General features: G+C 40.4%; 7 protein-coding genes. All 7 read left to right on the top strand.

Annotated elements, in window-relative coordinates; all coding sequences use genetic code 11:
* The first annotated feature begins 31 nt into the window (after positions 1 to 31).
* The 7 genes from QFZ77_RS04385 to QFZ77_RS04355 all read left to right on the top strand — a co-directional run bounded on the left by QFZ77_RS04385 (position 32) and on the right by QFZ77_RS04355 (position 13,004).
* The gene (locus tag QFZ77_RS04385; RefSeq protein WP_307436623.1) at positions 32 to 3,082 is read left to right on the top strand and encodes an S-layer homology domain-containing protein; all 3,051 of its coding nucleotides are present in this window, start codon (positions 32 to 34) and stop codon (positions 3,080 to 3,082) included.
* Between the two features lie 302 nt (positions 3,083 to 3,384).
* Positions 3,385 to 6,435 carry an S-layer homology domain-containing protein gene (locus QFZ77_RS04380; RefSeq protein WP_307436623.1) on the top strand — a complete coding sequence of 1,017 codons (3,051 nt, stop codon included), beginning with the start codon at positions 3,385 to 3,387 and terminating at the stop codon, positions 6,433 to 6,435.
* Positions 6,436 to 6,799: 364 nt separating this feature from the next.
* Entirely contained in the window at positions 6,800 to 9,940 is a 3,141-nt protein-coding gene (locus QFZ77_RS04375; RefSeq protein WP_307436620.1) for an S-layer homology domain-containing protein, read from the top strand.
* 81 nt (positions 9,941 to 10,021) lie between these two features.
* A complete protein-coding gene (locus tag QFZ77_RS04370; RefSeq protein ID WP_307436617.1) occupies positions 10,022 to 10,564 on the top strand; it encodes a hypothetical protein in 543 nt (180 codons plus the stop codon).
* Positions 10,565 to 10,766: 202 nt separating this feature from the next.
* Positions 10,767 to 11,039, top strand: coding sequence for an alpha/beta-type small acid-soluble spore protein (locus QFZ77_RS04365; RefSeq protein WP_057303303.1), 273 nt, complete (start codon positions 10,767 to 10,769; stop codon positions 11,037 to 11,039).
* 311 nt (positions 11,040 to 11,350) lie between these two features.
* Positions 11,351 to 12,556, top strand: coding sequence for a methionine adenosyltransferase (metK, locus tag QFZ77_RS04360; protein ID WP_307436609.1), 1,206 nt, complete (start codon positions 11,351 to 11,353; stop codon positions 12,554 to 12,556).
* Between the two features lie 208 nt (positions 12,557 to 12,764).
* Complete coding sequence (locus tag QFZ77_RS04355) at positions 12,765 to 13,004, top strand: hypothetical protein (RefSeq protein ID WP_307436606.1); 240 nt, start codon at positions 12,765 to 12,767, stop codon at positions 13,002 to 13,004.
* Positions 13,005 to 13,143 lie beyond the last annotated feature (139 nt).

The following is a 13,143-nucleotide window of genomic DNA, read 5'->3' as shown; positions in this document are numbered from 1 at the left end:
CTTTCATAATATTAGGAGGAAACAAACCTTTATGAAGAAAACACTATCCGTAGTTCTTACATCCGCTATGGCTCTTTCCATGTTCTCGTCCGTCGCATTTGGTAAAACATCTGCTGACTTTACAGACTTGAAAGACCTGGATGCAGCAACAAAAGTGAAATTTGATGCGATGATCACTGCTGGTATTTTTGACGGCGTGACTGACACAACTTTCGGTCTTAAGGACGAAATGAACCGTGCACAATTCGCGAAAGTAGCGGCATTGATCATGGGTCTTGAAGTAAACAAAGACTTGAAAACATCGACATTCACTGACGTTAGTGTAACCGATGCAGCAAATGGTTATGCACTTCCTTACATCGAAGCTTTGAAAACAGCTGGTGTAACAGACGGTTATGCAGATAACATGTACAACCCGGCTGGTAAAGTAACCAAAGAACAACTGGCTACTTTCTTGGTTCGTGTTCTTGGTCAAGACGCAGCAGCAAAAGGCAAAACAGGTACTGACACAACGGTTTCAGGCTGGGCACAAGGTTATGTAGCTTTGGCACTTGAACTTAAACTTCTTTCTAACGGCACTGACGGTAAATTCGGTGGTATGACTAACGCAACTCGCGATCTTCTAGTGAGCGGCGCATACGAAGCTAAACAACAATACGTACCGGCTGGTAAAGTATCTGTAACAGAAGCGAAAGCAACTGGCGTTCAACAAGTAACAGTAAGTTTTAACAAGCCAGTAGATACAGCTAAGGCAACAGTTTCCTTGAAAAAAGGAACGGTTGATGTAGCAACAACAGTTAAATGGTCGGATGACAAAAAGACAGCAACATTGGCGTTAACAAGTGTGAAGCTTTCCGAAGGTACGTACACAGCAACTCTTGCTGGTGTAGACGCCGCGACAATTGAAAAAGCTTCTGCAGAATTTACCGCTCAAGATGAAGCAGTTAGCAAAATTGAGTTCATGAATGCTGGTGATACGATCGCTAAAAGTACTGCAGCTAAAGTTAAGCTGAAAGCAACGAACCAATATGGCGAAAATGCCTCTTTCTCAGCTGGAAGCTACACAGTATACGCTGGTAATAACAATGACGTAACTCCTGTATTGTCGAAAAACGACAACGGTGAACTGGTTCTAACGTTAAACACAGCTGTACAAGCTGGAACGCCGGCTACCGATGTATATCAATCCAACATTAGTGTGTTACCAATTAACATTTTCCAAAATGATAATCATGTAACAGTATCCAAAAACTTTAAAGTAGGTACTGCTGCGTTTATCTCTAAAATGGAACTTGGCGCTGTGAAATACTCTGATGGCAAGACAGCTCTTACAGGTACAGGGGAGACAGCTACATTTGAAGTAGTAAACTACGATCAATATGGGAATGTTCTTGCGTTTGATGCAAACCCTACGACGGGCGACATCGCAAATACACGTGTAGTGTTCAATGCTTATGAGCCTAACTTAACATCTGCAGTTGGTGATTCTGATAATAACGGTGTAACTGAAGTTAAAATATCACTTCTAAACAATGTCGATAAAGCTGGAGACTACTCCTTTACAGTGTATAACCAAGCAGGTACAGCAACATCGAAAGTTAGTGTTCAATCTGGCAAAGTGGCAACGAAAGTAGAACTTGGTGAGTTAACTTCTGTTATTGCAGCAGGAGATACAGATGCTTATATCCCTGTAGTTGCTTATGATGCTAATGGGAACAAATTAAGTGTAGATGATTTGGTTAATGCGCAAAACGTAGCTAGACTCAACATTTCCTCATCAACAGGAGCAGGTAATGCTGTTCTAGTAACAGCTGGAGAAAACAAAGGTAAAATCCAAATCACAAATATTCCAAACACGCCAAGATCTGTTGTTTCTCTGAATGTGTTTATTACTTCAGTGAATGCAACAAGCACAGCAAACAAAACATATACAGTTGCAGCTGCTCCGATTCCTGAGCGAATTACCGTTGCTACTGAGCCAGCTAAGAAGATCGTCGCTGGGACAAATGCAGAAAGTGCATTTAAGTTTGTGGTATACGATCAACATGGCAGAGAATACAAAGTGGCTAAAAACATTGATGCTGCAGGTAATGTTACGGCACTAACAAGTGCAGGAATTACTCAGTATCGTGTAAAAGTAACAGCAGAAGCTACTGGCACAGGCATTACTGCTTACAATAATGTAGCTGGCAGTGCGTTTGCTATAGGGAATACACCTATTACAGGAAGCGACATTGGAACTGTCTTCAATAAAGAGCATAAATTCGTAGCTCCTACAGCATCTGCTGGTGCAAGTGCAACGATTAAAGCAGTTATTGAGAAAAGTGTAGATGGTGGAACCGTTTGGAATGCTGTTAATGCACCTGTAACACGCACAATTGAGTCCGTAAGTAACACGACTGAGCTAACTTACTCAGTAGCTCCTGTAGCTGATTTGTTCAATGCAAAAGATAGCGCATCGGTTATCTCTTCCTTGTACAATACAGGCCTAACACTTGCAGATACGGATCAAGAGAACCCATTAACAAGTAAATTTGCACGTGAAGTTACACTTACAGCTAAAGATGCAGCTGGGAATGTAGTGGAACTTCCAAGCACTATTCAATCGATAACAACTTCTAACCCTACAGTGGCACAAGTTGAAGTAAGTGGTGGTCAAGCCTACGTAATTGGTAACAAAGTAGGAACTGCTACGTTAAATGTTGCTTATGTAACCTCCCAGGGTAAACAAGAGATGAAAACAGTAACTGTAAATGTAAAAGGTGATCTTCTACAAAGCACGAAAGTAGAAGTTGGTAATACTACAGCGACAATCGCTGATGCAAAAGCGTTAGGTAGCAATGCATTTACATTGATGAATGTAAAAGTAACAGATGACTATGGTGTGAAATATGAGAACACTGATGCAATGAAATACAACTACCTGTTTGGAGCAACATTCAGTGTAGCAAACGTTGTGAGCAGTGGCGGTAAAGTGGTTGTAGACCGTTATGGTAACTTAACTGTAGATGCTGATGTAACAAGCTTTGAATTGACAGCAACGTCTGCAAATGGTTTCTCTGCTAGCACTTTTGTAAACTAAGAGATAGAGATTCTCTTATAAGATTAAAGAAAAAATGGTTGTGCGGAGATTATACCGCGCAATCATTTTTCATTTTTATTTGATTTTTTAGGAGTCTGCTTATAATTATTGCAATTTGGTTTTTTATATATGGAAAATACTTATCAATGAAATTATGCATACAGTCACGTATACTAATTTATGTAGCCAAGGTGATAGACGCGAAGCTACATAGAGTCATGTCATGATTCATTAGTCGCCCCGTTGGTTATAAGTTTTTATAACAAAAAAACTTTCATAATATTAGGAGGAAACAAACCTTTATGAAGAAAACACTATCCGTAGTTCTTACATCCGCTATGGCTCTTTCCATGTTCTCGTCCGTCGCATTTGGTAAAACATCTGCTGACTTTACAGACTTGAAAGACCTGGATGCAGCAACAAAAGTGAAATTTGATGCGATGATCACTGCTGGTATTTTTGACGGCGTGACTGACACAACTTTCGGTCTTAAGGACGAAATGAACCGTGCACAATTCGCGAAAGTAGCGGCATTGATCATGGGTCTTGAAGTAAACAAAGACTTGAAAACATCGACATTCACTGACGTTAGTGTAACCGATGCAGCAAATGGTTATGCACTTCCTTACATCGAAGCTTTGAAAACAGCTGGTGTAACAGACGGTTATGCAGATAACATGTACAACCCGGCTGGTAAAGTAACCAAAGAACAACTGGCTACTTTCTTGGTTCGTGTTCTTGGTCAAGACGCAGCAGCAAAAGGCAAAACAGGTACTGACACAACGGTTTCAGGCTGGGCACAAGGTTATGTAGCTTTGGCACTTGAACTTAAACTTCTTTCTAACGGCACTGACGGTAAATTCGGTGGTATGACTAACGCAACTCGCGATCTTCTAGTGAGCGGCGCATACGAAGCTAAACAACAATACGTACCGGCTGGTAAAGTATCTGTAACAGAAGCGAAAGCAACTGGCGTTCAACAAGTAACAGTAAGTTTTAACAAGCCAGTAGATACAGCTAAGGCAACAGTTTCCTTGAAAAAAGGAACGGTTGATGTAGCAACAACAGTTAAATGGTCGGATGACAAAAAGACAGCAACATTGGCGTTAACAAGTGTGAAGCTTTCCGAAGGTACGTACACAGCAACTCTTGCTGGTGTAGACGCCGCGACAATTGAAAAAGCTTCTGCAGAATTTACCGCTCAAGATGAAGCAGTTAGCAAAATTGAGTTCATGAATGCTGGTGATACGATCGCTAAAAGTACTGCAGCTAAAGTTAAGCTGAAAGCAACGAACCAATATGGCGAAAATGCCTCTTTCTCAGCTGGAAGCTACACAGTATACGCTGGTAATAACAATGACGTAACTCCTGTATTGTCGAAAAACGACAACGGTGAACTGGTTCTAACGTTAAACACAGCTGTACAAGCTGGAACGCCGGCTACCGATGTATATCAATCCAACATTAGTGTGTTACCAATTAACATTTTCCAAAATGATAATCATGTAACAGTATCCAAAAACTTTAAAGTAGGTACTGCTGCGTTTATCTCTAAAATGGAACTTGGCGCTGTGAAATACTCTGATGGCAAGACAGCTCTTACAGGTACAGGGGAGACAGCTACATTTGAAGTAGTAAACTACGATCAATATGGGAATGTTCTTGCGTTTGATGCAAACCCTACGACGGGCGACATCGCAAATACACGTGTAGTGTTCAATGCTTATGAGCCTAACTTAACATCTGCAGTTGGTGATTCTGATAATAACGGTGTAACTGAAGTTAAAATATCACTTCTAAACAATGTCGATAAAGCTGGAGACTACTCCTTTACAGTGTATAACCAAGCAGGTACAGCAACATCGAAAGTTAGTGTTCAATCTGGCAAAGTGGCAACGAAAGTAGAACTTGGTGAGTTAACTTCTGTTATTGCAGCAGGAGATACAGATGCTTATATCCCTGTAGTTGCTTATGATGCTAATGGGAACAAATTAAGTGTAGATGATTTGGTTAATGCGCAAAACGTAGCTAGACTCAACATTTCCTCATCAACAGGAGCAGGTAATGCTGTTCTAGTAACAGCTGGAGAAAACAAAGGTAAAATCCAAATCACAAATATTCCAAACACGCCAAGATCTGTTGTTTCTCTGAATGTGTTTATTACTTCAGTGAATGCAACAAGCACAGCAAACAAAACATATACAGTTGCAGCTGCTCCGATTCCTGAGCGAATTACCGTTGCTACTGAGCCAGCTAAGAAGATCGTCGCTGGGACAAATGCAGAAAGTGCATTTAAGTTTGTGGTATACGATCAACATGGCAGAGAATACAAAGTGGCTAAAAACATTGATGCTGCAGGTAATGTTACGGCACTAACAAGTGCAGGAATTACTCAGTATCGTGTAAAAGTAACAGCAGAAGCTACTGGCACAGGCATTACTGCTTACAATAATGTAGCTGGCAGTGCGTTTGCTATAGGGAATACACCTATTACAGGAAGCGACATTGGAACTGTCTTCAATAAAGAGCATAAATTCGTAGCTCCTACAGCATCTGCTGGTGCAAGTGCAACGATTAAAGCAGTTATTGAGAAAAGTGTAGATGGTGGAACCGTTTGGAATGCTGTTAATGCACCTGTAACACGCACAATTGAGTCCGTAAGTAACACGACTGAGCTAACTTACTCAGTAGCTCCTGTAGCTGATTTGTTCAATGCAAAAGATAGCGCATCGGTTATCTCTTCCTTGTACAATACAGGCCTAACACTTGCAGATACGGATCAAGAGAACCCATTAACAAGTAAATTTGCACGTGAAGTTACACTTACAGCTAAAGATGCAGCTGGGAATGTAGTGGAACTTCCAAGCACTATTCAATCGATAACAACTTCTAACCCTACAGTGGCACAAGTTGAAGTAAGTGGTGGTCAAGCCTACGTAATTGGTAACAAAGTAGGAACTGCTACGTTAAATGTTGCTTATGTAACCTCCCAGGGTAAACAAGAGATGAAAACAGTAACTGTAAATGTAAAAGGTGATCTTCTACAAAGCACGAAAGTAGAAGTTGGTAATACTACAGCGACAATCGCTGATGCAAAAGCGTTAGGTAGCAATGCATTTACATTGATGAATGTAAAAGTAACAGATGACTATGGTGTGAAATATGAGAACACTGATGCAATGAAATACAACTACCTGTTTGGAGCAACATTCAGTGTAGCAAACGTTGTGAGCAGTGGCGGTAAAGTGGTTGTAGACCGTTATGGTAACTTAACTGTAGATGCTGATGTAACAAGCTTTGAATTGACAGCAACGTCTGCAAATGGTTTCTCCGCTAGCACTTTTGTAAACTAATTATGAAAAAAAAGAGAGACCTAAGGGTCTCTCTTTTTTTTCATAATTCTAAATTGAATACCACATATTTTTTTGAAAAAACAAGGTCCGAAAAGTTTTTTCTAAACTCCGCAACTTTTTCGTAAGTAATGCGTTTAATACTTTGAAAAGGTTATGAAGGATTCGCTAGGGAAAAATACGATTCATCTTCAAATTATATTTAGAAAAAAACTCTTTACGACGTTATTCGACCAATGTATAATGTAAATTGGTGTGAGTGTCTATTTTCCTACTTTAAGTTTACTAGTTTCCAATGTAGCCACTAGAGCTGCACGCGAACTTAGTTATATTATGCTCTAACTCTGGGAAGGGGGTGAACTAAACAATGAGTAAATCGAGCTCAAATATTGTTAAATTCAACCTAAAAAATAAAACCAAAGATATTCAAGGAGGAGAAAAAAAGGTTATGAAAAAAAGTTTAAAAGTAATCGCAACTGCAACAATGGCATTCTCCATGTTTGCATCGGTGGCAATGGCTGCTGAAACAACTGGCACTACTACTACTCCTACAGCTACTACAACAGCAACAACAGTTAAGACTTCCAAGGATTTTAAAGATCTTGCTGGCTTGGACGCAACTGTAACTGCTAAAATCGACGCTATGCTTGCTAAAAAATACTTCGAAGGTACAGCTGATGATTCCTTCGGTATCAAAGAAAACATGACTCGTGCACAATTCGCGAAAGTTCTTGTTTTGGTTGCTGGTATCAAAGTTGATGATACTGTTAAAACTTCCAGCTTTGATGATGTGAAAGCTGATGATAAAGCAAACGGCTGGGCAATTCCTTTCATCGAAGCTGCTAAAACAGCTGGTCTAGTTGATGGTAAAACCGATAAAACTTTTGACCCGGGCGCTAACGTAACTCTTGGTGAGTTCGCAACTGCACTTGTTAAAGGTCTTGGTATTAAACCAGATACTACAGGTACTCCTTGGTACGCTGATGCTGTTAAACAAGCAGTTGAAAAGAAATTGCTTCCAGAAGGCACTGATGGATCCAAATTCGCTACTCGTGCTGATTTAGTAGTTGGCGCATTCCAAGCTGATGCAGCTATCCAATCAGTAGGTAAAGTATCCCTTAGCGAAGCAAAAGCTACTGGCGTTCAAACAGTAACAGTATCCTTCAACAAGGTTGTAGATACAACTAAAGCAACTGTTTCCCTGAAAAAAGGAACTGTTGATGTTGCAACAACTGCTAAATGGTCTGACGACAAGAAAACAGCAACATTGACCCTTACGAGTGTTAAAATTTCCGAAGGTACTTACACAGCTACTCTTGGTGGCGTAGATGCTGCGACGGTTGCAAAAGCTTCTGCAGAGTTTACAGCTCAAGATGAAGCAGTTAGTAAAATTGAGTTCCTGAATGCTGGCGACACAATTGCTAAAACTGTCACGGCTAAAATTAAGCTGAAAGCAACTAACCAATACGGTGAGAATGCATCTTTCTCTGCTGGTAGCTATACAGTATACGCAGGTAATAACAATGATGTATCTCCAGTTCTATCTAAAAACAGCAATGGCGAGTTAATTCTTACTCTTAACACTGCTGTTACTAATGGCGCTACTACACCTGTTGATTTATACCAATCTGGTATCAGTATTTTGCCAGTAAATATCTTCCAAAATGATAATCATGTAACTGTTTCTAAAAACTTTAAAGTTGGTACTGTTCCGTTTATCTCTAAAATGGAACTTGGCGCTGTGAAGTATTCTAACGGATCTGACGCGCTTACAGGTACAGGTGAGACAGCAACATTTGACGTAGTTAACTATGATCAATATGGTAATGTTCTAGCTTTTGATTCTAATGTAACTACAGGTGATGTTGCTAACACTCGTGTAATCTTTAATGCTTATGAGCCAAACTTGACTTTTGTTGTTGGGGATTCAGATAACGATGGAGTAACAGACGTTAAAATCTCTCTTCTAAACAATGTTGATAAAGCAGCTGATTATTCTTTCACTGTTTACAACCAAGCTGGCACGGCAACTTCCAAGGTTGCTATCAAATCAGGTAAAGTAGCTACTAAAGTTGAAATCGGCGAATTAACATCAGTTATTGCTGCTGGAGATGCTGACGCATACGTTCCATTAGTTGCATATGATGCTACTGGTAACAAACTGAGTGTTGATGATTTAGTAAACGATCAAAACTTTGCAAGAATTAACATTTCCTCGTCTACAGGTACAGGTAATGCTACTCTACAAAGATCAGGTGAAAATAAAGGTAAAATCAAAATTGTAAACATTCCAGGCACACCAAGATCTGTAGTATCTCTTAATGTTTTCATTACTTCTATTAATGCAGTAAGTACTGCTAACAAAACTTACACAGTTGCATCTGCTCCTATTCCAGATCGTATCACTGTTGCTACTGAGCCAGCTAAGAAGATCGTTGCTGGTTTAAATGCAGAAAGTAAATTTAAATTCGTAGTATACGATCAACATGGTAGAGAGTACAAAGTAGCTAAGAATATCGATGCTGCTGGTAACATCACAGGGTTAACAGGTGCTGGTATCGCTGAGTACCGTGTATCAGTTACAGGAAGCACTTATGGTACTGGTATCACTAGTACTTTGGCTGCTGGAACTTTTGATGCTAACATTGGTAGCGCGTTTAACCAAGAGTACAAATTTACGGCTCCTACAACAACATCGGTTGGTGCATCCGCAACAATCAATGCTGTTATCGAGAAACGTGTAGGTGGTAGTGGAGCGTTTACAGCTATTAATTCCCCAATTACACGTACAATTGAGGCAATTAGCAGCACAGCTGACCTAACATACTCCGTAAACGCTGTGAGTGACCTTTTCAATGCTATTGATAGTGCATCTGTAGCTACTGCAACTTATGATAACGGTCCTCTACAAATCTCAGATACTGCTGTTCAAGAAGTTGCATCTTTAAGTAAATTTGCAAGAGAAGTAAGTCTCTCTGCCACAGATGCAGCAGGTAACAAAGTTGCACTTCCAAGCACAATTCAATCTATTACTACATCTGACCCAACAGTTGCTAAAGTTGAAGTTACTGGTGGAAAAGCTTATGTAATCGGTAATAAAGTTGGAACAGCTTCTTTGAATGTTGCTTACTTGACTTCAAAAGGTGCGCAAGCAATCAAGACTATTTCTGTAAAAACTAAGAATGATTTGCTTCAAAGCACTAAAGTTGCAGTTGGTAACACTACTGCTACAATTACAGCAGCTAAAGCTGCTGGTAGCAATGGATTTATCTTGAGCAACGTAAAAGTTACTGATAACTATGGTATTACGTTTGAAGGATTAGATGCTCAAAAGTATAACTACGTCTTCGGTGTTACATTTAGCGTAGCTAACGTATTAAGTACTAGTGGCACTGGTAAAGTGACTGTAGACAGATACGGTAACCTTGCTGTAGATTCAGATGTAACTAGCTTCGAGTTAACTGCAACTTCTGCTAATGGTTTCTCCGCTAGCACATTTATTAACTAAGAAATATTTGACTAAGGAGGCCCTTTGTGGCCTCCTTTTTTCTTTCTTTGAAAAGTCTAATTAAGAAGGTGTTATCAACATATGAGAATAATTAGGTTTATTACAATCTTCGTGATAGCTTGGAGTATTATTTTGTTAGAGGATGCCCAAGCCGAAGCACCAACCCCTGGCTCGTCCACCGACCCGGTGATCACAAAGAGCTACTTCGACCAGAACACCTTAAGTGAAGCAAAGGTGAAGGAGATTGTCGCCTCCGCGATCGCGGCCAATGCTGACGCAGGGCAGCCTAGCGGGAGCAACGGAGGCACGGGCTCTTCCACGCCAGCGACAATGAAGGTTGTCCAATTGCAAAATGGACAAACGCTTTATGCCGGTGCTGGCGCTGAGTTTATCGTGCGAACAGGCAAGGTACTCGCCGTGAGCAACGATGAAAATGGCATCCCGGATGTAACGGGAGGCAAAGATCTTCCAGCGGGGACAGAAGTTGCGCTGAATCATCTTTTGATCTTCCCGGCCGAAGGCCGCGGTATTAAGCCATCACCGAAAAACACGGCGGACATCTTTGTCATGGTACGAGGAAGCTATTTATTATTGAATGCCGACGGAAGTAAGGTTGCTCAATAAAGCTTTTTGTGAATTTTAAAACTAAAGTGTTTGTTCATTTGGTCATCATTCAATAAAAGTCTTCTCCATAATTTTACCCAAACTGACAAGTTCTTATGCGGTTCGACTTCAGGAATCTAGCCATACTAGTGATGTACTCACATCGTCGGTAATTGCTTATGAGTGTCGTAATTACAACAAAAACTCTGAGGAGGCGTTTGTTATGGCTAGAAACAATAATAAAGTGGTTCCTGAATCGAAAAAGGCATTGGATATTTTAAAGTATGAGATTGCTGCTGAGTTAGGTTTGCCTGTCGGTAAGCAAATGTCGCTTCATGCGGATACGGAGTTTGCGACGGAATTGGGTTCGATTCCTTCCTCTTCTATGAAAGAAGACTACTGGGGACATATCTCATCGAGAGATGCTGGAGCAGTAGGAGGAACGATTACTAAAAGACTGATTCAAAGAGCAGAAGAAGCACTATTTTCTTTATAGATGTCTATGTATTTTGAGGAATTATTCATAATTTCTTCACGGTTTGCTGCATTGACACTAGGCGACAAATAACGTAAGATAACTAATTGAAGGTCAATATTTAATTTAACCTTTTTCCAATCGGGAAAGGTTCATTTTTTTTATTTTTTTACCATTGCGGAATTCAAGGATCTTGTCAGCGCTTGAGCGCAAAAGAGGGATTCCGTTTGGCGTGAAAAGCTGCCGCTAAAGCCGGGCCCACTTTTTTTCATATAGAGGCATCGTGTAGAAGCTTTTCAAGCATACTAAATGATATTAGGAGGATGAATGATATGGCGCAAGTACGTGGACGTCGTTTATTTACATCCGAATCCGTAACAGAAGGTCATCCGGATAAAATTTGTGACCAAATTTCTGACTCGGTATTGGATGCATTTCTTGCCAATGATCCGAATGCTCGTGTAGCATGTGAGGTATCTGTAGCAACTGGTTTGGTTTTGGTAATCGGTGAGATTACTTCAAGCTCTGAATATGTTGATATTCAAGCGATCGCTAGACAAACAATTAAGGAAATTGGTTACACGCGTGCGAAGTATGGTTTTGACTCCCAAACTTGTGCGGTTCTCGTTTCTTTGAATGAACAATCCCCTGACATTGCACAAGGTGTAAACAGAGCACTTGAAGCAAGAGAAGGTAACATGTCTGATGAAGAAATTGAAGCAATCGGTGCTGGTGACCAAGGTCTGATGTTCGGATTCGCGGTTAACGAGACGCCTGAACTTATGCCTCTTCCAATCTCGATTTCTCACCAATTGGCTCGTCGTTTGACGGAAGTTCGTAAAAATGGAACTCTTCCATACCTGCGTCCTGACGGTAAAACACAAGTAACGGTTGAGTATGTAGATGATAAACCAGTTCGTGTTGATGCGATTGTTGTATCTACACAGCATGGTGAAGAAGTTACTTTGGAGCAAATCCAAAAAGATATCAAAGAACATGTTATTAACCCAATCGTTCCAGCTCACTTGTTGGATGCGAACACAAACTATTTCATTAACCCAACTGGCCGTTTCGTTATTGGCGGACCTCAAGGGGATGCTGGATTGACAGGTCGTAAAATCATCGTTGATACATACGGTGGTTATGCTCGTCACGGCGGCGGCGCATTCTCTGGTAAGGATCCAACGAAAGTTGACCGTTCCGGTGCGTACGCAGCACGTTATGTTGCGAAAAACATCGTAGCAGCTGGACTTGCTGAAAAATGTGAAGTTCAATTAGCTTATGCTATTGGTGTAGCTCGTCCAGTGTCCATTGCTGTGGATACTTTTGGTACAGGTAAAGTAAGTGAAGAGAAGCTTGTTGAGCTGATCCACACTAACTTCGACCTTCGTCCTGCGGGCATCATTAAAGAGCTTGATCTTCGTCGTCCAATCTACCGTCAAACAGCTGCTTATGGTCACTTCGGCCGTAACGATCTGGATGTTCCTTGGGAGCGTACAGATAAAGCTGAGTCTTTGAAAACACAAGCATTGGTTTAATTAAATATATGGAAAAGCAGAGCTGTCCAATTAGGGCGGCTTTTCTGTATTTTGCGTTAATAATTTAAAAAATATAATAATAATAATAAGAACAAATGTTTGTATATTTCCTTTTATATGGTATAATATATATGTAGCCGGAAGATATATGAGGGTCAATTATTATGGTATACTCGTAAGACAGAATTAAGTAAATTGATCGGGAGTGATGATGTTGGATAATGATTTGAAAGAGGCACTATCCGCGTTACTTAGGGCTGAATTATCACCTGTGATCGAGAGATTAGACAGATTGGAATTGGAACAAGCTCAAATTAAGCAAGCTGTATTGGAAACCAATGAAACGGTGAAAAGGATGGAGCTTATTCAAGAGCAACAGCATACGATTATTGAACTATTATCCGCTAGGTCGATTGAGCAAGAAGCTAAGCTTAAATGGTCTAAATAAAATATCAAGTATCTCAAGCAGAGAGCAGATCCGAGTAGGGTCGTGCTCTCTTTTATTTTGCTGGTTCTTGGTCATATTTTTGACGTATAAATACAACTTCTCTCAGATCGTAACTTTTTCCATAGTTTAAGAGTCTAAT

This window comes from Paenibacillus sp. V4I3 (assembly GCF_030817215.1).
Classification (GTDB): Bacteria; Bacillota; Bacilli; order Paenibacillales; family NBRC-103111; genus Paenibacillus_E.
Note: the sequence above shows the minus strand (reverse complement) of the source record. Positions and strands in the feature narration are given on the sequence as shown.

Bases quoted from the DNA above. Each gene is read 5' to 3' on its own strand.
- QFZ77_RS04355 (WP_307436606.1), top strand. From the start codon at position 12,765: ATGATGTTGGATAATGATTTGAAAGAGGCACTATCCGCGTTACTTAGG.
- QFZ77_RS04375 (WP_307436620.1), top strand. From the start codon at position 6,800: ATGAGTAAATCGAGCTCAAATATTGTTAAATTCAACCTAAAAAATAAA.
- QFZ77_RS04385 (WP_307436623.1), top strand. From the start codon at position 32: ATGAAGAAAACACTATCCGTAGTTCTTACATCCGCTATGGCTCTTTCC.
- metK (WP_307436609.1), top strand. From the start codon at position 11,351: ATGGCGCAAGTACGTGGACGTCGTTTATTTACATCCGAATCCGTAACA.
- QFZ77_RS04380 (WP_307436623.1), top strand. From the start codon at position 3,385: ATGAAGAAAACACTATCCGTAGTTCTTACATCCGCTATGGCTCTTTCC.
- QFZ77_RS04370 (WP_307436617.1), top strand. From the start codon at position 10,022: ATGAGAATAATTAGGTTTATTACAATCTTCGTGATAGCTTGGAGTATT.
- QFZ77_RS04365 (WP_057303303.1), top strand. From the start codon at position 10,767: ATGGCTAGAAACAATAATAAAGTGGTTCCTGAATCGAAAAAGGCATTG.